Source organism: Pseudonocardia terrae, assembly GCF_021343995.1.
In the GTDB taxonomy this organism is placed as follows: Bacteria; Actinomycetota; Actinomycetes; order Mycobacteriales; family Pseudonocardiaceae; genus Pseudonocardia; species Pseudonocardia terrae.
The window spans coordinates 16,695-37,746 of record NZ_JAJTTE010000055.1 but is presented as its reverse complement, the minus strand read 5'-3'; the positions used below and the strand labels follow the sequence as shown (position 1 = coordinate 37,746).

23 protein-coding genes are annotated in these 21,052 nt (G+C 74.2%); 10 read left to right on the top strand and 13 right to left on the bottom strand.

Translation table 11 applies throughout. From position 1 onward, the window contains the following. Positions 1-98: 98 nt before the first annotated feature. The 10 genes from LWC33_RS28000 to LWC33_RS27955 all read right to left on the bottom strand — a co-directional run bounded on the left by LWC33_RS28000 (position 99) and on the right by LWC33_RS27955 (position 6,406). Positions 99-1,679, bottom strand: a complete 1,581-nt coding sequence (locus LWC33_RS28000; RefSeq protein WP_233307682.1) for an alpha/beta fold hydrolase — start codon at positions 1,677-1,679, stop codon at positions 99-101. Between the two features lie 35 nt (positions 1,680-1,714). Beyond that, positions 1,715-2,479 carry a 3-hydroxybutyrate dehydrogenase gene (locus tag LWC33_RS27995; protein WP_233307681.1) on the bottom strand — a complete coding sequence of 255 codons (765 nt, stop codon included), beginning with the start codon at positions 2,477-2,479 and terminating at the stop codon, positions 1,715-1,717. A 21-nt stretch (positions 2,480-2,500) separates the two neighbouring features. Continuing rightward, positions 2,501-3,157, bottom strand: coding sequence for an alkaline shock response membrane anchor protein AmaP (gene amaP / locus LWC33_RS27990; protein WP_233307680.1), 657 nt, complete (start codon positions 3,155-3,157; stop codon positions 2,501-2,503). Next, positions 3,154-3,699, bottom strand: coding sequence for a DUF6286 domain-containing protein (locus LWC33_RS27985; RefSeq protein WP_233307679.1), 546 nt, complete (start codon positions 3,697-3,699; stop codon positions 3,154-3,156). The genes amaP and LWC33_RS27985 overlap by 4 nt, the downstream gene beginning before the upstream one ends. 12 nt (positions 3,700-3,711) lie before the next feature. Then, the gene (locus LWC33_RS27980; protein ID WP_233307678.1) at positions 3,712-4,158 is read right to left on the bottom strand and encodes an Asp23/Gls24 family envelope stress response protein; all 447 of its coding nucleotides are present in this window, start codon (positions 4,156-4,158) and stop codon (positions 3,712-3,714) included. Beyond that, the gene (locus LWC33_RS27975; protein ID WP_233307677.1) at positions 4,155-4,334 is read right to left on the bottom strand and encodes a hypothetical protein; all 180 of its coding nucleotides are present in this window, start codon (positions 4,332-4,334) and stop codon (positions 4,155-4,157) included. The genes LWC33_RS27980 and LWC33_RS27975 overlap by 4 nt, the downstream gene beginning before the upstream one ends. Next, a complete protein-coding gene (locus LWC33_RS27970) occupies positions 4,331-4,681 on the bottom strand; it encodes a hypothetical protein (protein ID WP_233307676.1) in 351 nt (116 codons plus the stop codon). The genes LWC33_RS27975 and LWC33_RS27970 overlap by 4 nt, the downstream gene beginning before the upstream one ends. After that, entirely contained in the window at positions 4,678-5,037 is a 360-nt protein-coding gene (locus LWC33_RS27965) for a hypothetical protein (protein ID WP_233307675.1), read from the bottom strand. The genes LWC33_RS27970 and LWC33_RS27965 overlap by 4 nt, the downstream gene beginning before the upstream one ends. After that, positions 5,034-5,555, bottom strand: coding sequence for an Asp23/Gls24 family envelope stress response protein (locus LWC33_RS27960; RefSeq protein WP_233307674.1), 522 nt, complete (start codon positions 5,553-5,555; stop codon positions 5,034-5,036). The genes LWC33_RS27965 and LWC33_RS27960 overlap by 4 nt, the downstream gene beginning before the upstream one ends. Positions 5,556-5,689: 134 nt before the next feature. Next, positions 5,690-6,406, bottom strand: a complete 717-nt coding sequence (locus LWC33_RS27955; protein ID WP_233307673.1) for a pyrimidine reductase family protein — start codon at positions 6,404-6,406, stop codon at positions 5,690-5,692. A gap of 267 nt (positions 6,407-6,673) precedes the next feature. Between LWC33_RS27955 and LWC33_RS27950 the strand changes: the two genes are divergently transcribed. From LWC33_RS27950 to LWC33_RS27935, 4 genes are read left to right on the top strand one after another with little or no spacing between them, the layout of a single operon-like run. Further along, positions 6,674-7,741: a FecCD family ABC transporter permease gene (locus LWC33_RS27950; protein ID WP_233307672.1), complete on the top strand. Its 1,068-nt coding sequence runs from the start codon at positions 6,674-6,676 to the stop codon at positions 7,739-7,741. Next, positions 7,741-8,850 carry a FecCD family ABC transporter permease gene (locus LWC33_RS27945; RefSeq protein ID WP_233307671.1) on the top strand — a complete coding sequence of 370 codons (1,110 nt, stop codon included), beginning with the start codon at positions 7,741-7,743 and terminating at the stop codon, positions 8,848-8,850. The genes LWC33_RS27950 and LWC33_RS27945 overlap by 1 nt, the downstream gene beginning before the upstream one ends. After that, entirely contained in the window at positions 8,847-9,695 is an 849-nt protein-coding gene (locus LWC33_RS27940; RefSeq protein WP_233307670.1) for an ABC transporter ATP-binding protein, read from the top strand. Before LWC33_RS27945 ends, LWC33_RS27940 begins: the two co-directional genes overlap by 4 nt. A gap of 51 nt (positions 9,696-9,746) precedes the next feature. Beyond that, positions 9,747-10,595, top strand: a complete 849-nt coding sequence (locus tag LWC33_RS27935) for a PPK2 family polyphosphate kinase (RefSeq protein ID WP_233307669.1) — start codon at positions 9,747-9,749, stop codon at positions 10,593-10,595. 33 nt (positions 10,596-10,628) lie between these two features. Here LWC33_RS27935 and LWC33_RS27930 read toward each other — a convergent pair whose 3' ends face one another. From LWC33_RS27930 to LWC33_RS27920, 3 genes are all read right to left on the bottom strand, one after another. Next, positions 10,629-11,627, bottom strand: a complete 999-nt coding sequence (locus LWC33_RS27930; RefSeq protein WP_233307668.1) for an inorganic phosphate transporter — start codon at positions 11,625-11,627, stop codon at positions 10,629-10,631. Beyond that, entirely contained in the window at positions 11,627-12,265 is a 639-nt protein-coding gene (locus tag LWC33_RS27925; protein ID WP_233307667.1) for a DUF47 domain-containing protein, read from the bottom strand. The genes LWC33_RS27930 and LWC33_RS27925 overlap by 1 nt, the downstream gene beginning before the upstream one ends. 97 nt (positions 12,266-12,362) lie before the next feature. Further along, the gene (locus LWC33_RS27920) at positions 12,363-13,505 is read right to left on the bottom strand and encodes an acyl-CoA dehydrogenase family protein (protein WP_233307691.1); all 1,143 of its coding nucleotides are present in this window, start codon (positions 13,503-13,505) and stop codon (positions 12,363-12,365) included. A gap of 73 nt (positions 13,506-13,578) precedes the next feature. Between LWC33_RS27920 and LWC33_RS27915 the strand changes: the two genes are divergently transcribed. The 6 genes from LWC33_RS27915 (at position 13,579) to LWC33_RS27890 (ending at position 20,974) form a co-directional block, all read left to right on the top strand. Then, complete coding sequence (locus tag LWC33_RS27915) at positions 13,579-14,655, top strand: polyhydroxyalkanoate synthase family protein (RefSeq protein WP_233307666.1); 1,077 nt, start codon at positions 13,579-13,581, stop codon at positions 14,653-14,655. A gap of 100 nt (positions 14,656-14,755) precedes the next feature. Then, positions 14,756-15,736, top strand: coding sequence for an aldo/keto reductase (locus LWC33_RS27910; RefSeq protein ID WP_233307665.1), 981 nt, complete (start codon positions 14,756-14,758; stop codon positions 15,734-15,736). Positions 15,737-15,831: 95 nt separating this feature from the next. Next, the gene (locus LWC33_RS27905; protein ID WP_233307664.1) at positions 15,832-17,253 is read left to right on the top strand and encodes an FAD-binding oxidoreductase; all 1,422 of its coding nucleotides are present in this window, start codon (positions 15,832-15,834) and stop codon (positions 17,251-17,253) included. Positions 17,254-17,255: 2 nt separating this feature from the next. Further along, entirely contained in the window at positions 17,256-18,500 is a 1,245-nt protein-coding gene (locus tag LWC33_RS27900; protein WP_233307663.1) for a class I SAM-dependent methyltransferase, read from the top strand. A gap of 34 nt (positions 18,501-18,534) precedes the next feature. Further along, complete coding sequence (locus LWC33_RS27895; RefSeq protein WP_233307662.1) at positions 18,535-19,980, top strand: WS/DGAT/MGAT family O-acyltransferase; 1,446 nt, start codon at positions 18,535-18,537, stop codon at positions 19,978-19,980. Between the two features lie 52 nt (positions 19,981-20,032). Then, on the top strand, positions 20,033-20,974 hold the full coding sequence (locus LWC33_RS27890; protein WP_233307661.1) for a GNAT family N-acetyltransferase: 942 nt from the start codon (positions 20,033-20,035) through the stop codon (positions 20,972-20,974). Positions 20,975-21,052 lie beyond the last annotated feature (78 nt).

Genomic DNA, 21,052 nt, shown 5'->3' with positions numbered 1-21,052 from the left:
AGCCATGATGCGCAATCACCTCGGTGCGGAGCGCATTATGGTTCCGCAATGCGTTCGGGGTGCCTCGAAAAGCGCGTTATGGTTCCCTACTGCGATTTTCAGGCGGGGCAGACGGTGCCGTCGCGGGGGATCGACCCCGCGACGAGCACCTGCTCCACGAGGGCGGTCACGCAGGCGTTGCGCGGGTAGGCCCCCTGCCCGGCCCCCTGCCAGCCGACGAAGGAGCTGCGACCGAGCAGCTGCGCCACCCGCCGCGACCCGTCCTGCGGGGCGCGCAGGTCGGCCGCGGTGCCCAGCACGAGGACGGGCGGGGTGTCGGCGGGCAGTGCGGTGAGGGTCGGCGCGCCCGCCGACGCGGGCCACGGCCCGCACGCCAGCAGCCGCTGCGCCGCGGCGGCCCCGAACAGCGGGTACTGCTTCGACCACCGGTCCGCCAGCTGCGCGACCTCGGGCGGGGCGAGCCGGCGGGTGGTGTCGTTGCACGCCGTGGCCAGCTCGGCGTCGAACGTGCCGCCGGCGCCGAGCACGGGGGCGAGGAAGGCGATGAGGCCGTTGGGGTCGCCGGCGCCGGCCGCGGCCAGCCCGGAGGCCAGGGCCGGCCAGCGGGCGGGCTCGCCCAGCCCCGCGCGCAGGGCGGCGAGCGCGCCGCCTGCGGTGAGCCGGTCGCCGTCGGCCGAGGCGAGCGGACGCGCGCCCAGCGAGGTGACGACGCCGGTGACCGCCGCGCGCGGGTCCGCGCCGAGCGGGCAGCCGCCCCGGGCGACACAGCTCGCGGCGAAGGCGTCGAAGGCGGCCTCGGCCGCCCCGGCCCGGGCCTCGCTGCGCTCCGGCTCGTCGGACACCAGGTCGACGGGGGAGTCGAGCACCACCCGGCCGACCGAGCGCGGGTGCGCCGCCGCCCAGGCCGCGACCGCGCTGGCCCCGTCGCCGATCCCGACGACGTCGAGCCGGTCGACCCGCAGGGCGGTCCGCAGCTGCTCGAGGTCGGCGGCGGTGGACGCGCTGCGGTAGGAGCCGATCGAGGCGTCGAGCAGCAGGTAGCAGTCCTGCACCACCGACCGCGCCTGCTCGAGCAGCGGGCCGAGGTCGGCGTCGCCCCCGACCGGCGGGGTGTCGGTGATCGCCGCGCGGGCCTCCTGCGGGGCACAGTCGATGAGGTCGCTGCCCGTGCCGCGCCGGTCGAGCCCGACGAGCTGGTAGTGCGCCAGCACCGAGTCGGAGACCAGGGTGGCGAGGCGCCCGGCGGCCCGCGCCGAGCCGCCGCCGGCGCTGTCCCCGACCACGACCAGGGCCGGGCGGGTGCGGGGGGCGTCGGCGGCCCCGACGCGGAGCACCCCGAGCCGGGTCGCCCCCGCGCCGGGGTGGGCCGGGTCCGTGGCGACGGCGAGCTCGCCGCAGCTCGCCGAGAGCGCGCGCCCCGCCGGGGCCGGGAACCCGGCGGCCGCCACCGCCTCGAGCGTGTCCGCGGTGCAGTCCGCGTAGTCGACCAGCGGGTTCTGGTCCTGCGGTACGGGCAGTGCGTTCGGGTCCGCGGGTTCGGCCGCGGTGGTCGGTGGCGCCCCCGTGGTGGTCCCGCCGCGCACCGCGACCGGCGGGCGCTGCGAGGGCCCGACCGAGCAGGCGGCCAGCACGAGCACGCCCAGGAGCGCGACGATCACGACGCGTGCACGAGCCCCCACGCTCCCAGTCTGCCCGTCCCCCGGTGAACCGGTCGTTAGTGGGCGGTCCAGCCGCCGTCCTGGACCAGCGAGGCCCCGGTGATGGAGGCCGACGCGGGGCCCCACAGCACGCTCGCGAACTCGGCGACCTCCTCCGGCTCGATCAGCCGTTTCACCGCGACGGGCGTCAGCATGATCTTCTCGACGACCTCCGCCTCGTCGAGGCCGTGGTGGCGGGCCTGGTCGGCGATCTGCTTCTCCACCAGCGGGGTGCGCACGTAGGCGGGGTTGACGCAGTTGCTGGTCACGCCGTGCCCCGCGCCCTCCAGCGCGGTGACCTTGGACAGCCCTTCCAGCCCGTGCTTCGCCGCGACGTAGGCCGACTTGTACGGCGAGGCACGCAGCCCGTGCGCGCTGGAGACGTTGACGATCCGGCCCCACTCCCGCCCGTACATGTGCGGGAGCACGCGGCGGACCAGCCGGAACGGCGCCTCGAGCATGATCGTGAGGATCTGGTGGAACAGCTCCGGGTCGAAGTCCTCGATCGGCGAGACGTGCTGGCGTCCGGCGTTGTTGACCAGCACGTCGACGTCCCCGGGAAGGGCGTCGACGGCGTCGAGGTCGGTCAGGTCGCAGGGCAGCGCCTCGATGCCGTCGACCTCGGCGGCCAGCGCCTTCACCGCGTCGGTCGAGAGGTCGACGGCGTAGACCCGGGCGCCGTCGGCGGCGAGCCGGCGGGCCATCGCCGCGCCGATCCCGCTCGCCGCGCCCGTGACCAGGGCGGTGCGGCCGGACAGGACGGGCGGGGTGCTGGGCGTCATACCGTCGAGGCTAACCAGAGGTCACGCGACGCGGGGAGCCCGCGTGACCGAGTCGAGCTCCAGCCGCACGGCGACCGGCAGGTGGGCGAGGCCGAGGGCCCGCCGGGCCTCGGCGACGATCTCGGTCTCCAGCCGGCGGCACACGTCGGCGACGTCGGCGTCGTCGGTGACCCACACGGTGAGCCGCAGTGCCGGGGTGCCGGGCGAGCCGACCATCCGCGCTCGCGCGCGGCCGACGCCGGGCAGCGCTGCGGTGCGGTCCGTGACGGCCTCGGCGACCGCCCCGGCCGTGACCAGCAGCGTGCTGTCCTCGCTCTCGTCGAGCAGGAGGTCGGGCCGGCGCTCCGGGCGCAGCGACCGCACGGCCCACCACAGCCCGAGCACCACGAGCACGACGCCCGCGGCGATCGCGACCCAGCGCCACAGCTGCTGCTGGGCGCGCAGGGCGTCGACGATCAGCGGGTCCAGCAACGGCCGGGCGGCGCGCCCGGCGCCGAACACGCCGTAGCCGAGCAGGGCGGCCAGGGTGCCCGCGGCCAGCAGCACGAACCCGAGCAGGCCGAGCCAGATCCGGTCGACGCGGGCGGATCGGGCCACGGCCCTCCGGGAGCCGCGCAGGACCCGCCGGGGAGGGGCGGCGACGGTCGAGCCGTCGGCCGGAGCGTCGGTCGTGCTCATCGGGGTTCCTTCCGGCCGCGGGTGGACACGGAGATGCGCGGCCGCCGGGCGAGCGGCAGCTCGTCGAGCAGGGTCGAGACCCGCCCGCGGACGGTGTCGGTCAGCCCGCGGAAGCTCCCGTCGGGGTCGGGCCAGCCCTCGGCCCGGACGACGACCGTGCGCGCGGAGGCGCTCACGGTGGCGGCCGCGACGTCGTCGGACGCCCGGACCGTGCGTCCGACCAGGCGGGCGAGCACCTGCGGCGAGGTCGCCACGGTCATCTCCGGGGTCGGGGCGGTGAGCGCGACGTCGTGCCGGCGGGCGAGCAGGGCGATCAGCAGGAGCAGCAGCCCGACCACGGCCACACAGATCGACACGACCTTCACCGGCCGGTCCGACCAGGTCAGCTCGGAGAGCACGAGTTGCCAGGCCGGCCAGGGCACCACGAGCCCGCTCGACGCGGGCCGGACCCAGGCGGTGACGACCTCGATCACGAGGATCACGCCGACCGCGGCCAGGGCCAGTCCCAGCAGCGGCGACAGCGTGCGGAGCAGCGCGCGCACGGCAGACCTCCTCTATCGGATCCGGGGCTGGACGGGAGCCGTCGGCCGGCGCAGGCCCGAGACGGTGACGGCGAGCGAGCGGACCCGGTAGCCGGCGAGCCGCTCCAGCTCGGCGGCGACCATGGCCCGCACCGCCGCGACGGTCTCGCGGACGGGGGCGGGGTAGACGCAGGTCACCTCGAGCCGGACGTCGACGGCGTCGCCGGTGGCGCTGATCCGCGCCCGGGGGCCGGAGTCGCCGACCTCGAGCCCGGCGACCCGGCGCTCGCGGTGCAGCGTGCCCGGGACCAGGTCCGTCGCGTGCTCGACGATCTTGCGGAGCACGACGGGCGCGATGTCCAGAGCCCCGCGGTCGTCCGCGTCGGGCGCCCAGTCGGGCAGCGCGACGGAGCCCGGGGCCCGGGTCGCCGGGGTCGGGACCGGGAACGGGGCCGGGCGGGGCGCGGCCGGGGCGCTCACTTGTCGCGGGCCCGGCCGAGGACGCCGGACAGGTCGAGCTCGCCGTCGAGGAAGCGGCCGACCGCGAGCCCGATCGCGCCGAGGACCAGCACGATCACGAAGGCGACGAACCCGCCGAACGCGGCCGCCAGGCCGAGCAGGAGACCGGTCAGCAGGCCGGTCTGGGTGGCGTTCATTCTCGTTCCACTCCTGGATCTGGGTCGGGGTGTCCCGGCCCGGGGCGGCCGGGGCCGGGAGAGGGCCGGTCCACGCGGGTGCGGGCCCGGCGGCGGGCGGTCCGGATCGCCGCGACGACGATCCGGACCGCCAGCGGCAGGTCGGGGACGATCTCGACCGGGGCGTCGTAGCGCCGGTCGTCGGGCGCCTCGCCGGGGCGGGCGGCCCGCGCCGCCCGGAGGCGGGTGAGGCCCTCCACGAAGGCCTCCGGGTCGCCGCCGCGGTCGGGGTGGTGGTCGCGGACGAACGCGCGGTAGGCCGCCCGCTCCTCCCGCGTCCACGGCTCCGGCACCGACCCCTCGGTCACGGGCCGATCTCCACCACGGCGTCCGGCCCGACCGCCCGGCCGGTCCCGGTGACGACGTCGGAGACGGTGACGTCCACCGGACGCCCGCCCGCCACCGCCGCCACCCGGGCGCGCAGCTGGGCGACGACCTCGGGGATCGGCACCGCGAGGGACAGCACGACGGCCACCTCGACGGGCCCGCCGTGCTCGTCGACCCGCACGCCGACGAGCCGGTGCCCCGGCAGGTACGTGCCGACGGCGCCGAAGATCCCGCCGTCGAGCCGGACGACCGCGGGGTGCGCGGCCACCAGGTCGGCCACGCGGCGGGCGAGCTCGTCGGCGGCGTCACGCTCCGCGCCCGGCGCGGGGCCCGTCACTCGACGCGCGACGGGGCCGGCGTGGCGGGCACGGGCGGGGCCTCGAGGGCGTCCTCGTCGGGCAGGTGGATGTCGTTGACCGCGATGTTGACCTCGATCACCTCGAGGCCGGTCATCCGCTCCACCGCGTTGATGACGTTGCGGCGCACCGCACGCGCGAGGTCCACGATGGCCACGCCGTACTCCACGACGATGTCCAGGTCGATCGCGGCCTGCTTCTCGCCGACCTCGACCTGCACGCCCGCGATGTTCGACGCGCCCGTGCCGCCGCCCGGGATGCGCTCGCGCAGCGCGCCGAACGTGCGGGAGAGGCCGCCGCCCATGGAGTGCACGCCCGAGATCTCGCGGGCCGCGATGCCGGCGATCTTCTGCACGACCGATGCCGCGATCGTCGTCCGGCCCTGCGCGGTCTCGTCGGCCAGCCGGCCCGGGCTGCCCGCGGTACCCGCGGCGGCCGAGGTCGACGGGGTGGCGGCGGCGGGGACGCCGCCGGTGGTGCTGCCGGTGGTGCTGCTCATGCGTACTCCTCGGAAGCCCGTGGGGTGCGCCGGTGTCCGGCGCCGTACACAGGATCCGACGGACCGGGCTCCCGCACCCTCACGCCGCTTCACCCGATCGGCGGATTGTCGCTCTCAGTCGCTTTCGGTCGCTCTCAGCTCGCCGTCCGGACGTAGCGCAGCAGGAGCGTGCCGTCCTCCTCGAGGACCGACGCGAGCGCCATGCCCTCGGGCGCCCGGCCGCCCGGCCCGTGCGCGATGCGCCCGGCGTCGCCCGCGGCCAGCAGCGGGGAGAGGGTGAGGCAGAGCTCGTCGACGGCCCCGACGGCGATCAGATCGCCGTGCAGCGCGGGGCCGCCCTCGCACAGCACCCGCCGCAGCCCGCGCCGCTCCAGCTCGCCGAGCAGGGTCGCCGGGGTCAGGTCCGGCAGCTCGACGACATCGGCGCCGGCCCCGCGCAGCGTCGCCCGCCGCTCGGCCGGGGCCCCGGCCGTGGTGAGCACGATCGTCGGCACCGACGTGTCCGTGAACAGCCCGAGGTCCGGCTCGAGCGCGGCCGACCCGGTGACGACGGCGATCGGCGGGGGAGCGTCCCGGCCGATCGTGGGCCTGCGGGCGCCGCGGTAGCGCTCCGCCCGCGCGGTCCCGGCGCCGACGAGCACCACGTCGGCGAGCCGGCGCAGGATGCCGAACACCATCTTGTCCGCCGGCGTGCCCAGGCCGCCCGAGCGGCCGTCGACCGAGACGGCGCCGTCGAGGCTGGACACGAAGTTGACCCGCACCCAGGGCCGCCCCGCGTCCGGCGGGTAGGCGTACACCGCCGGCAGGTCGTCCGGGGCAAGGGCGTCGGGGTCCGGCAGCAGTCGGCGCACCCGCCCATCCCAGCACCCCTCGCGCGCCGGCGCGCCCCGGTCGTCGAATCGGATCCACGGGCCGGATCGGCGGGACGGAGCCGCGGTCGGATCCACAGGAGCCACGGGCCGGATCCACAGAGGTGTGATCCACGGGAGGACCGTCAGGGGTTTTCGCACGGACGGGCTAAGGATAGCCTCACCACGACTGAGGTACGCCGCACCGTGGTGATCCTGCGCTCACAGCCAGGGTGCCTCACCTGTCCGGAACCATCGGGAGGGCGAGAAGTGACGGTCGGATCGGCGCCGGTGGTGCCGACCGCAGGAGGGCGCGGGCGCGCCCGGCCGAAGCGGTCCCTGCGTCGTCGGCGGCTGATCGCCCTCGGCGCGCTCCTCGTGCTGCTCGTCCTCGCGGTGCTCGCCAGCATCGCGTTCGGCACGAAGGTCATCCCGCTCCCGCACGTCTGGAGCGCGTTGTTCACGCCGACGGGCACCGAGGACGACATCGTGATCCGCTCGCTGCGGGTCCCGCGCACGGTGCTCGGCGTGCTGGTCGGCGTCGCCCTCGGCCTCGCCGGCGCGCTGATCCAGGGCCACACCCGTAACCCGCTGGCCGATCCCGGCCTGCTGGGCGTGAACATGGGCGCGGCGTTCTTCGTGGTCGTCGGGATCTACGTGTTCGGCGTGAGCACGCTGTTCGGCTACGTCTGGTTCGCCTTCGCGGGTGCGATGGTCGCGAGCGTCGCGGTGTTCCTGCTCGGCTCCGCGGGCGGTCGCGGCGGACCGACCCCGGTGAGCCTCGCGCTCGCCGGCGCGGCACTGTCCTTCCTGCTCAGCGGCCTGGTGTCGGCGATCATCCTGGTCGACACCGACACGCTCGACGCCTACCGCTTCTGGAACGTCGGCTCGCTCGCCGGCCGCGACACCGCCGTCGCCGGGCAGGTCGTGTGGTTCATCGTGATCGGCGCGCTGATCGCGCTGGCCACCGCGCCGGCACTCAACGCGCTGTCCCTCGGCGAGGACGTCGCCCGCTCGCTCGGCCAGTCGGTGCGCCGCACCCGGGTGCTCGGGATCGTCGCGATCACCCTGCTCGCCGGCGGGGCCACCGCGGCGTGCGGGCCGATCGGCTTCGTCGGGCTGGTGGTGCCGCACGTCGTGCGGTCCTTCACGGGGCCCGACCACCGCTGGTTGCTCCCGGCGTCGGGGCTGCTCGGGGCGGTGCTGCTGCTCACGGCCGACGTGCTCGGCCGGCTCGTCGCGCGGCCCGGTGAGCTGCAGGTCGGCATCGTGCTGGCCCTGGTCGGCGCACCGTTCTTCATCGCGCTCGTCCGGCGCCGGAAGCGGGTGTCGATCTGATGGCCGCACCCGCCCGTCCGACGCTCGGCCCGGCCGCCCGCGAGGTCCTCGAGCGCGTCCCGGGCCGACGCCCCTTCCGGCGCGGACCGGTCTCGGGCGTCTGGCGTGCGCGCAACGTCCTGGTCCTCGCGGTGTCGCTGATCGTGCTGGTGCTCGCGGTGGCGCTCAACGTGGGCCGCGGCGAGTTCCCGATCGGCATCCCGGACGTGCTCGCCACCCTCGTCGGCGGCGGCGACCCGAGCCAGCAGTTCATCGTCCTGGAGCTGCGGCTGCCCCGGTCGCTGACCGGCCTGCTGGTCGGCGGCGCGCTCGCGGTGTCCGGCGCGATCATGCAGTCGATCGCCCGGAACCCGCTGGCCAGCCCGGACATCATCGGCATCACCTGGGGCGCGAGCGCCGCCGCCGTCACATTGATCGTGCTGGGCGGCGCGGGCCTGGTCGGCACGCTCGCCGCCGTCGGGCTGCCGATCGCGGCGTTGGTGGGCGGCCTCCTCGCCGCGACCGTGATCTACGGCCTGGCCTGGCGGAAGGGCATCCAGGGCTTCCGGCTGGTCCTGGTCGGCATCGGCATCAACGCGATGCTCGTCGCCGTCGTGAACTGGCTGCTGATCGTCGCGCAGGTCTACGAGGCCGCGCGGGCCACGGTCTGGATCAACGGCAGCCTCAACGCCCGCGGCTGGGAGCACGTGGTCCCGGTCGGGCTCGCCCTGCTGATCCTGGTGCCGGCCGCGCTGGTCCTCTCGTTCGTGATGGGCGCGCTGCAGTACGGCGACGACACCGCCCGCGGGCTGGGAGTGCGGGTGAACGGTGCCCGGAGCCTGCTGCTGCTGGTGGCGGTCGTGCTGGCGGGCGTGGCCACCGCGTCGGCCGGCCCGATCGCGTTCGTCGCGCTGGTGTCGCCCCAGATCGCCCAGCGCCTCATCGGGTCGTCGCGCCCGCCCATCGGCGCCTCGCTGGTCATCGGCGCCGCGCTGACGGTCGTCGCCGACCTCATCGCGCGCACGGCCTTCGGGGGCGTCGAGCTGCCCGTCGGCGTCGTGACGGCGGTGCTCGGCGCCCCCTACCTGCTCTACCTGCTCGTCACACAAGGCCGGGAGGCCCGCGCATGACACCGAACGCCGACACCGCCCTGGCGGAGGACACCCAGGCCTCCGCCGGACCCGACGGCTCGCGGGTGCGGCTGCGCGCCGAGGGCGTCCGGCTCGGCTACGGCGAGCGCGTCGTGGTCGACGACCTGGACCTCGACGTCCTGCAGGGCACCGTGACCGCGGTGATCGGCCCGAACGGCTGCGGCAAGTCGACCCTGTTGCGCGCGCTCGGGCGGTTGCTCAAGCCCAGCCGCGGGCACGTGCTGCTCGACGGCCGGAAGATCGACGAGATGCCCACCAAGCAGGTCGCGACCGTGCTGGGCCTGCTCCCGCAGGCGCCCACCGCACCCGAGGGGTTGACCGTCGGTGACCTCGTCGCCCGCGGCCGCCACCCGCACCAGGCCTGGTACCGGCAGTGGTCGGGCGACGACGAGGAGGCGGTCGCCGAGGCGCTCGCCTGGACCGGCATCTCCGACCTCGCCGAGCGGCCGGTCGACGAGCTCTCGGGCGGTCAGCGGCAGCGCGCCTGGATCTCGATGGCGCTGGCCCAGGGCACCGACCTCTTGCTTCTCGACGAGCCGACGACCTTCCTGGACCTGGCCCACCAGGTGGAGGTGCTGGAGCTGGTGGAGCGGCTGCACGACGAGCGCGGCCGGACGGTCGTGATGGTCCTGCACGATCTCAACCTGGCGGCGCGCTACGCGGACCGGCTCGTGGCGATGAAGGCGGGCCGGATCGTCGCGCAGGGTCCGCCCGTCGAGGTGATCACCGAGCCGCTGCTGCGCGAGGTCTTCGGGCTGGAGGCCCGCGTCATCCCCGATCCCGTGGCCGGCACCCCGCTCGTCGTCCCGGTCGGCACCCGGTGACCGTGCGGCGCAGGGGATGATCTCGCCGTCGGCAGCCCGTAGGGTGCCGCCATGGCGACCGCGCGCGAGACCTTCCGGGTGCCGTCCGGGCCCGTCGACCTGACGGCGATCGACCCGCGCGGGCGCCCGATCGGCCCCCGGGACAAGACCGACGCCGAGCTCGGGATGGAGGACCTCGGGGCGCGTCTCGACGCCCGTCAGGAGGCCCTCTACGCGGAGGGGGCGACCGGCGGGCGGCGCGCGGTCCTGCTCGTCCTGCAGGGCATGGACACCTCCGGCAAGGGCGGGACGATCCGGCACGTCCTCGGGATGGTGAACCCGCAGGGCGTGCACGTCGCCTCGTTCACGCGGCCGACCGAGGAGGAGCTCGCCCACGACTTCCTGTGGCGGATCCGCCGGCAGGTCCCCGTGCCCGGCCGGATCGGCGTCTTCGACCGCTCGCACTACGAGGACGTGCTGGTCGCCCGGGTGGACGCGCTCGTGCGGGAGGAGGTCTGGCAGGCCCGGTACGAGGCGATCGGCGACTTCGAGCGGGAGCTGTCCGCCCAGGGCGTCACGATCCTCAAGTGCATGCTGCACATCTCGCCGGAGGAGCAGGCGGAGCGGCTGCTCGCCCGGCTCGACGACCCGCAGAAGCGCTGGAAGTACAACCCGGGGGACCTCGACGCCCGGGAGAAGTGGCCCGCCTACCAGGAGGCCTACGCCGCGGCGCTGGAGCGCTGCGACTCCGACGTGGCGCCCTGGTACGTCGTCCCCTCCGACCGCAAGTGGTACCGGAACTGGGCGGTCGCGGCGCTGCTGGCCGAGACCCTCGACGACCTGGCCCCGCAGTTCCCGCCGCCGGACTACGACCTCGACGCGGAACGGGCGCGGCTCAAGGCCTCCACGGGCATCCGGTGACGCCCCGGGGCCGCTGCGTCAGGCCCTGCCGCGTCACGCCGTGAAGAGGAGGCTCAGCAGCCAGTAGGCCACGGCGGCGCAGAACCCGGCGGCCGGGAGCGTCAGTACCCACGCCACCGCGATGTTGCCGCCCACTCCCCAGCGGACCGCCGACAGCCGTTTCGTCGCGCCGACGCCCAGGATGGACGCCGTGATCGTCTGCGTGGTGGAGATCGGCGCGGCGAACAGGAACGCCGTCGTGTAGAGGATCGACGACGCCGTGAGCTCGGCCGCGAAGCCGCGCGGCGGGTCGAGGTCGATGATCCGCCGGCCCAGGGTGCGCATGACGCGCCAGCCGCCGGAGTAGGTGCCCAGGGACAGCGCACCGGCAGAGGTCAGCACCACCCACCACGGAATCGCGTCCCCGTGGTGGAAGCCGCCGACGACCAGCGCGAGAACGATCACGCCCATCGTCTTCTGGGCGTCCTGCAGGCCGTGACCGAGGGCCATACCGGCGGCGGACACCGTCTGCGCAATCCGGAACCCGCGGGTGGTCCGCATGGGCCGGGTGTCCTTGAACAGCCAGAGGATCGCGATCATCACCAGCCCGCCCAGCACGAACCCGACGACCGGGGAGAGGACCATCGGGATCACGACCTTGTCGAGCACACCGGACCACTTCACCGTGCCGGCGGAGGCCAGTGCGGCGCCCACCAGGCCGCCGATCAAGGCGTGCGAGGAGGAGCTGGGCAGCCCGAACCACCAGGTGACGAGGTTCCAGATGATCGCGCCGATCAGCGCGGCCAGCACCACGGCGAGTCCGGGCAGCCCCTGGGGCGCCTCGATGATCCCGCTGCCGACCGTGGCGGCGACCTCGGTGCCGAGGAAGGCGCCGACGAGGTTCATCACGGCCGCCATCAACAGCGCCACCCGGGGCGAGAGGGCCCGGGTGGCCACGGAGGTGGCGATCGCGTTGGCGGCGTCGTGGAAGCCGTTGGTGTAGTCGAACGCCACCGCGACGACGATGACGACGATGACCGCCGCGAGCAGCATCAGGCTTCCTTGACCGCGATGCTCTCGACGGTGTTCGCGACCGTCTCGAAGGCGTCGGCGGCCTCCTCCAGGGTGTCGACGACCTCCTTGAGCTTGATGATCTCGAGCACCGCGGCGGGGTCGGTGATCGCCTCGTCCGGGGTCAGCAGGCCGGCGAGCACCGCGTGGTAGGCCTCGTCGGCCTCGTCCTCGAGCGAGTTGACGTGGATCCAGTAGTCGCGCAGCTGGGACATCCTCTCCAGCCGCGGCATCGCCTCGGCGGTCGCGGCCGCGGCCCGGCACAGCACGTCGACCTGCATCGCGATGCCCGCCGGGAGCCGCTCGAGCCGGTAGAGCACGATCCGGTCCGCCGCCTCCTCGATGGCGTCGACGACGTCGTCGAGGGAGCCGGCGAGCCGGTAGATGTCCTCGCGGTCGAACGGGGTGACGAACACCGAGTTCAGCTTGACCAGGATCTCGTGGGTGACCTCGTCACCCGCGTTCTCGGCGTCCTTCACCCGCTTCGCGATCGCGGCCCGCTCGTCGGACGGGGCTCTCACCAATGCGTTGAGCTCGTTCGCCGCGACCACGATGTTCTCCGCGGCACGGGTGAAGAGCGGGTAGAAGCCGCGTTCGTGCGGCGTCAACCGGAAGGCCATGTGGGGTTTTCTACCCGTTCACCCGCGTCTCATCCGCGTCGGGGCCGACCGGCCGGGTCCGGCCCGGTACGGCGACCGGCCCCCGTCCGGAGCGGTCTCAGCCGATCAGGGCCCGCCCGATGATCTCCTTCATGATCTCGTTCGTGCCGCCGTAGATGGACTGCACCCGCGAGTCGACGAAGGCCTTCGCGATGGGGTACTCCATCATGTAGCCGTAGCCGCCGTGCAGCTGCAGGCACCGGTCGACCACGCGCTTCTGCAGGTCGGTGGCCCACCACTTGGCCTTCGCCGCGTCGGCCACGGACAGGTTGCCGGCCACGTGCTCCTTGAGGCACCGGTCGACGTAGGTCTGGGTCACGTCGATCTCGGTGTCCATCTCGGCCAGCTCGAAGCGGGTGTTCTGGAACTTCGCCACCGCGCGGCCGAAGGCCTTGCGCTCCTTCGTGTACTCCAGCGTCATCTTCAGCGCCGCGGCCGCGCCTGCCACCGCGCCGACGGCGATGGACAGGCGCTCCTGGGCCAGGTTCTGCATCAGGTAGATGAAGCCCTGCCCCTCCTCGCCGAGGACGTTGGCGGCGGGCACCCGGACGTCGGTGAAGCTCAGCTCCGCCGTGTCCTGCGCCTTCATGCCGACCTTCTCCAGCCGGCGGCCGCGCTCGAAGCCCGGCATGCCGCGCTCCACGCAGAGCAGCGAGAAGCCGCGGGCCCCGGCCTCCGGGTCGGTCTTCGCGACCACGACCACCAGGTCGGCCAGGATGCCGTTGGTGATGAAGGTCTTGGCGCCGTTGAGGATCCAGTCGGCCCCGTCCTTCTTGGCGTGGGTGGTGATGCCCTGCAGGTCCGAGCCGGTGCCGGGCTCGGTCATGCCGATGGCCGTGATGATCTCGCCCGAGCAGAAGCCCGGGAGCCAGCGCTGCTTCTGCTCGTCGTTCGCGAGCCGGAGCAGGTACGGCGCGACGACGTCGTTGTGCAGCGGGAAGCCCAGGCCGCTGGTCCCGGCGGCGGTGATCTCCTCGAGGGCGACCGCGTTGTAGCGGAAGTCGGGAGTGCCGCCGCCGCCGAACTCCTCGGGGACGTCGGTGCCGAGCAGGCCGGCCTTGCCGGCGGAACGCCAGATGTCGCGGTCGACCTGACCGTCGGACTCCCACTGCGCGTGGTGCGGGACGACCTCCTTCTCCAGGAAGGTGCGGACGAGGTCGCGGAACGCGTCGTGTTCGGCGTCGAAGATGTCGCGCTGCATGACGCGCAGTCTCACATACTCGTCGGTAACCCCGCGGGCCGTCCGCGGCCCGCGCGGGCCGTACGCTGCCGCCGTGCTCCGTGCGCTGAGGGACGAGCTGGGCTCCCGCCTGGGGGCGGCCGCGGCCAACGCCTGGGACCGGACGGTGGCCGGCGGCGTCGCCGACCTGCGGCGCATGCCGCGCACCGAGATCGCCCGGGAACCCGGCGGGACGCTCCACCGCTACGACCCGCTGCCCGGGGTGCCGCTCTCGGGGCCCGCGGTGGTGCTGATCCCGCCGCTGGGGGCGCCGGACTTCGCCTACGACCTGCGCCGGGACTGCTCGCTGGTCGAGCACCTGCTCGGCACGGGCCGGCCGGTGTACCTCGTCGACTACGGCCCGATCGCGTTCGGGCACCGGCGGCTGGGCATCGAGCACTGGGTCGACGACGTCGTGCCGCGCGCGGTCCGCGGGGTCGCCGGGGTGACCGACGGCCCCGTGCACCTGGTCGGCTGGTCCCTCGGCGGGCTGTTCTGCCTGCTCGCGCTGGCCGCCGCGGAGGAGGCGGGGGAGCCGCTGCCGGTCCGCGCGGTCGCCGCGATCGGCAGCCCCGTCGACGTCACGGCGGTGCCCCTGGTCGCGCCGCTGCGCCCGCTCGCGGAGGTGGCCGGCGGCCGGGCGGTGTCGGCGCTCTACCGCGCGGTGGGCAGCTGGCCGGCGCCGCTGGTCAGCACCGTGTTCCAGCTGACCACGGTGGACAAGATGATCACGCGGCCGCTCGCGATCCTCTCCCGGCTCGACGACCGGGACACCCTCGCCCAGATCGAGGCCGTCGACCACATGATGGCCAACATGCACGGCTATCCGGGCCGGGTGTTCGGGCAGCTGTTCCATCTCTTCCTGCGCAGCAACGACCTCGCCGGCGGCAGCCTCGAGCTGGCCGGGCGGCGGGTCTCGCTGGCCTCGGTGAAGGTGCCCGCCCTCGTCGTCGGCGGGCGGGACGACGTGATCGCCCCGCTGCGCGCGGTCCGCCGTGCCGTCGACCTGCTGTCCGGCGCCCCGGAGGTGCGGTTCGAGTCCGCTCCGGGCGGGCACCTCGGCGTCCTCACCGGGCGCAGGGCGCGGACCACCACCTGGGCCGCGCTCGACGCGTTCCTGGCCGAGCACTGAGATACCGAGGTCACCCCCGGTCCCACCGGGTTCCCGGGGTTCCTGAGGGCCCACTGAGCGAGTTTTCGGGGCCCGGTCGCGCCGTGGGCACACTGGAGCCATGCGCCATGTGGAGAACGTCGGTACGGAGAAGCCGTACTCGGTGATCGGGCTCGGGACCTGGCAGTTCGGGTCCAAGGAATGGGGCTACGGCGGCGGGTACGACGAGACGGAGGCCGGCCGGATCGTCGCCCGGGCCCGCGAGCTGGGCGTCACCGTGTTCGACACCGCGGAGGTGTACGGGTTCGGGCGCTCGGAGCGCATCCTCGGCAAGGCCCTGGCCGAGACCGGCGGCGCGGAGGGCGTCGTGGTCGCGACCAAGATCTTCCCGGTGCTGCCGACGGCGGCGGTGGTGCAGCAGCGGGGGGTGGCGAGCGCGCAGCGGCTCGGGGTCCGGACCCTGGACCTCTACCAGGTGCACCAGCCCAACCCGCTGGTGAGCGACGGCACCACGATGCGCGGGATGCAGGCGCTGCGCGACGTGGGCGTGGTCCGCGACGTCGGCGTGTCCAACTACAAGCTCGAGCGCTGGCGCTCTGCGGAGGCACGCTTCGGCGCGAAGGTCCTGTCCAACCAGGTCCAGTTCAGCCTGGTGCAGCGTGCGCCGCTGACCGAGATGCTGCCGTGGGCCCAGCGCACCGGGCACGTGGTCATCGCGTACAGCCCGCTGGCGCAGGGGCTGCTGTCCGGCCGCTACGACCGCGACCACCGCCCGACCAACGGCGTGCGCGCCGCCAACGCGATGTTCCTGCCGGAGAACCTCGACGCCGCGAAGCCGCTGCTCGACACCCTGCGCGACGTCGCCTCGGCGCACGACGCCACGCCGTCCCAGATCGCCCTGGCCTGGGTCGTACACCCGCGGAACGTCGTCGCGATCCCAGGGGCGTCGAGCGTCGCGCAGCTGGAGAGCAACGTGGCGGCGGCGGAGATCCGGCTGACCGACGAGGAGTACGCCGGGCTCACCGCCGCGGCCGAGGCGTACCAGCCGATCACCGGTTTCCCGGCGATCCCGAAGCTCGTCGCCGCCCGGCGGCGTGGGTGAGGTGTCCGTTTCGTCGTACTCGCCGCGCAGGTGAGTGACGTACTACCCCGATGTCGGCCCTGACGGAGTCGCGTCCGCGGCGTTAGCGTGGCGGCGTGGGCACGATCGAGCGGGTGGGCACGGGGCCGGAAGCAGGCCCGGGAACAGGCTCGGGCGCGTCGGCGGCACGGCGAGCGCACGACGCCACCGTCGCCGACCTCCTACGGGCCTACCGCGCGGTCCCGGCCGGCACTCCCGTACGGCTGGGCAAGCGGACGTCGAACCTGTTCCGGTTCGGCACGCACGCCGCGGAGTCGGTGCTGCTCGACACCTCGGGGCTGACCGGGGTGATCGAGGTGGACCGGGCGGCACGCACCGCGGACGTCCAGGGCATGTGCACCTACGAGGACCTCGTGGCGGCGACCCTGCCGCACGGGCTGATGCCGCTGGTGGTGCCGCAGCTCAAGACGATCACCCTCGGCGGCGCGGTGACCGGGCTGGGGATCGAGTCGACGTCGTTCCGGCACGGGCTGCCGCACGAGTCCGTGCTCGAGATGGACGTCCTCACGCCCGCCGGCGAGCTCGTGACGGCGGCGCCGGACACGGAGCACGCGGACCTGTTCGCGTCGTTCGCCAACTCGTACGGCACCCTCGGCTACGCCCTGCGGCTGCGCATCGAGCTGCTGCCGGTGAAGCCCTACGTCAGGCTCACCCACCACCGCTTCCGCACCGCCGAGGAGGCCACCGCCGCGCTGGCGGAGTCCTCCCGCCCGGACGGGCCCGCGGACTTCGTCGACGGCACCGTGTTCTCCGCCGACGAGCACTACGTGAGCGTCGGGCGGTTCGTCGACGCCCCCACGCCCGGTGCGCAGGTCTCCGACTACACCGGCATGGACGTCTACTACCGGTCGCTGCAGCGCCGGCCGGTCGACCACCTCACCGTCCACGACTACCTGTGGCGCTGGGACACCGACTGGTTCTGGTGCTCGCGCGCCTTCGGGGTGCAGGTGCCCGCCGTCCGTCGGGTGTGGCCGAAGCGGTACCGCCGGTCCGACGTGTACCGCAGGCTCGTGGCGCTCGACCAGCGGTACCAGGCGTCGAACGCGGTGCGGCGCGCCCTCGGCAGGCCCCAGGAGGAGATGGTGATCCAGGACGTCGAGATCCCGACGCCCCGGCTCCCGGAGTTCCTGGCTGCCTTCCACGAGCACGTCGGGATCACGCCGGTGTGGCTCTGCCCGCTGCAGCTGCGCGGGGAGCGCACCTGGCCGCTGTACCCGATGGAGCCGCACACGCCGTACGTCAACGTCGGCTTCTGGTCGTCGGTGCCGGTGGGCGCGGACCGGGAGGAGCACAACCGCTTCGTCGAGATGCTGGTGGCCGACCTGGACGGCCACAAGAGTCTGTACTCGACCGTCCACTACGGCGAGACCGAGTTCTGGGAGCGCTACAACGGACCGGCGTACCGGGCCGTGAAGGAGCGCTACGACCCTACGGGTCGGGTACCTGATCTGTACACGAAGGTCGGAGGGGGAGCGTGAGCATGCGGGTCGCGGAGGTGTTCGGGCACGTCGTCGGGGCGGATGCGCCCCTTCGGCTGGTGGCCTACGACGGCAGCAAGTCCGGTCCGGACGACGCCGAGGTGGCGTTGCGCATCGAGTCGCCGCGGGCGCTGGCCCGGCTGGCGTCGGCGCCGGGCACGCTGGGCCTGGCCCGGGCGTACGTCACCGGCGAGATCGACGTGGAGGGCGACCTCTACACCGCGCTCTCCGCGCTGTCCGAGGTCACCCTGCACGGCATTTCCAAGGCGGACTTCGCGAAGCTGCTCGCGACCGTCGGGCCGGTGTGGCTGAAGTACCGGCCCGCGCCGCCGGAGCTCGAGGCCCGGCCCCGCGGCCGGCTGCACTCGAAGTTCCGGGACAGCCAGGCGATCTCGCACCACTACGACGTGTCCAACCGCTTCTACGAGTGGGTGCTCGGGCCGTCGATGACCTACACCTGCGCGGCCTACCCGCGCCCCGACGCGACGCTCGAGGAGGCGCAGGAGAACAAGTACGACCTCGTCGCCCGCAAGCTCGCGCTGGAGCCGGGGATGCGGCTGCTCGACGTCGGCTGCGGGTGGGGCGGCATGGTCCGGCACGCGGCCCGGATGGGCGTGCGCGCCCTGGGCGTCACGCTGTCGAAGAACCAGGCGGAGTGGGCGCAGGGGGCGATCCGGCGCGAGGGCCTCGAGGAGCTCGCCGAGGTCCGGCACCTCGACTACCGGGACGTCCCCGAGACGGGGTTCGACGCCGTCAGCTCGATCGGGCTCACCGAGCACATCGGAAAGAAGCAGCTGCAGCACTACTTCGGCTTCCTGTACGGCAAGCTGCGCCCTGAGGGCCGGCTGCTCAACCACTGCATCACGCAGCCGCGCACCGTGAACAAGCGCAAGGTCGACCCGTTCATCGGCCGGTACGTCTTCCCGGACGGGCAGCTCGAGTCGCCCGGCCTGCTGATGACCGAGATGAACGACGCCGGCTTCGAGATACGGCACGAGGAGAACCTGCGCGAGCACTACGCCATGACCCTGCGGGACTGGGGCGCCAACCTCGAGGAGCACTGGACCGAGGCGGTGGCCGAGGTCGGCGTGGGCCGGGCGCGGGTGTGGCGGCTCTACATGGCGGCGTGCCGGCTCGGGTTCGAGCTCGACAACATCCAGCTGCACCAGATGCTGGGTGTGAAGCTGGGGGACCACGGCGCGTCGGGCATGCCGCTGCGCGGCTGGCGGGCCGAGGGCGTGTGGTGAGCCGGTCCTGATCCCCGCGGCTAGGGTTCCTCCCGTGCCCGAGCGCCTGTCGCCCCTGGACGCCTCGTTCCTGTTCATGGAGGAGCGCACGACGGCGATGACCGTCGGCGGGGTGATGACCTTCGAGACGGGGTCCGACGACGAGCCCTTCGACGTCGGCGCGTTCGTCCGGCTCATCGGCGACCGGCTCGCCCTGGTGCCGCGCTACCGGCAGAAGGTGCGCGAGGTGCCGGGGCGGCTCGGGCTGCCGGTCTGGGTCGACGACCCGGACTTCGACCTGAGCTACCACGTCCGGCGCTCGGCGCTGCCCGCCCCGGGGTCGGACGTGGCGCTGCGTGAGCTGGTCGGCCGGCTGCTGTCCCGCCAGCTCGACCGGTCGCGCCCGCTGTGGGAGATCTACCTGGTCGAGGGGTTCGAGGGACACCGGCTCGCGGTCGTCACGAAGACCCACCACGCGATGGTCGACGGGCTGGCCTCGATGGACATCGGTGCCGTCCTGCTCGACACCACGCCCACGCCGCGGCACGTCGAGCCGGACGACTGGCGGCCGGCCCGCGAGCCCACCGGTCTGGAGCTCGCGGCCTCGGCGGTCGTGGAGAACATGCTGCGCCCGCGAAGCGCGGTCGACGCCGTCGCGCGCTCGGCCGCCGACCTGCGGCAGGCCGCGTCGTCGGTCCGGCGCTCGCTCGGCGGGCTGGCCGACGCCGCGCGCACCGCCAGCCGCGGGCGGCCCGTCGGCGCCCTCAACGCGCCCATCGGGGAGCAGCGGCGATTCGGGATGGCCAGGACCTCGCTGTTCGAGCACCGGGTGATCCGGCGGCGGCACGGCGCGGGGGGCGGCTCGGTCAACGACGTGGTGCTCGCCGTGGTCGCGGGGGCGTTGCGGCGCTGGCTGATCAGCCGCGGCGAGCCGATCTTCGCCGACACGGTGGTGCGGGCGATGGTGCCGGTGAGCGTGCGCGGCCGCAGCGGCGCCGCGACGGGCGGAAGGATCGTGGCGGGCAACCAGATCTCCGCGGTCTTCGTGGAGCTGCCGGTCGGCATCGACGACCCGGTCGAGCGGCTGCGCTCGATCGCGGTGCAGATGGAGGCGCGCAAGCGGTTCGGCCGGTCGGCCGGCACCACCGCCGTGGTCGGGCTCGCGGGGCTGGCCACGCCCACCGTGCACCAGATGGGCGCGCGTCTGTCCTCCCGGCTGTCCTCGCGGCTGTTCAACGTCGTCGTCACCCACGTGCCCGGGCCGCCGCGGCCGTTGTACGCGATGGGCGCCCGAATGCGGGACATGTTCCCGGTGGTCCCGCTGGCGCACGGCCAGGCCGTCGCCATCGGCGTGACGTCCTACGACGGCACCGTCTGTTATGGACTGAACGCGGACCGTGACGCCCTGCCGGACGTCGACGTCCTCGCCGCGGCGATCGACGACTCGCTCGCCGAGCTCAAGGAGGCACCGGCCGCCGAGGCGGAGCGCACGTCCGGCTGAACGGTCCACCGCAGCCCTTCCCGAGGGTCGGGTGCGCGTGCATCGTTCGCGCATGGGTCCACACAGGCCGTACCGGATGGAGTGCGAGATCCGGCCGCTGCGCGAACCGGACCTCGACGCCGCCGACCGCATCCAGCGCCGGGCCTTCGCGGCGCTCCTCGGGGGTGCGGCCGACCAGCGCGACACCGAGCTAGTCCGTACCCGCTGGGCGGCGGGGAACACGGCCGCCCTCGGGGCCTTCGCCGGGTCCCGGCTCCTCGGGTCGGGGTTCGCCACACGGTGGGGGAGCGTCGGGTTCGTCGGGCCGCTGTCGGTGGAGCCGGAGTGCTGGGACCGCGGCGTCGGCTCGCAGCTGATGGCCGCGGCCGACGGCGTCCTGCGCGAGTGGGGCGTGGTCCGCCGCGGGCTCTTCACGTTCGCGCACAGCCCGCGCCACCACCGGCTCTACCAGCGCTTCGGGTACTGGCCGCGGTTCCTCACGGCGTTGATGTCCCGGCCGGTGCCGGCTGCGCCGCCCGCGGTGGAGTGGGGGCCGGGGTCCGCGCGGGACCGCGAGGAGTTGACCGGCGCGGCCGCGCGGCTCGCCGGCGCCGTCTACCCGGGGCTCGACATCGCCGGCGAGATCGCGAGCGCGCTGGACCAGAAGATCGGCGAGGTCGTGCTGGCCGGACCGGCGGCGGCGCCCACCGGAGTGGCCGTGGTCCACGACGGCGCGGGGTCCGAGGCGGGCTCGGGGGTGGCGTACGTGAAGGTCGGCCTGGTCCGGCCCGGGGCCGAGGCGGACTTCGCCGCGCTCGTCGACGCCTGCCTGGCGCACGCCGCGACGGTGGGGGCGGATCGGCTCGTCGTCGGGGTCAACACCGCCCGGCACCGGGCCTACCGGCACCTGGTGGCGCGCGGTTTCGTCACGGACGTCCCGGGCGTCACGATGCACGCGCCCAACGACACCGGCTACGACCGGGACGACGTGTTCGTGATCGACGACTGGCGCTGAGACCGCAGTATGGTTCCGTAACGCGAGTTTCGGGCGCTCTGACCGCAGTATGGTTCCATAGCGCTGCTTTTCGGATGT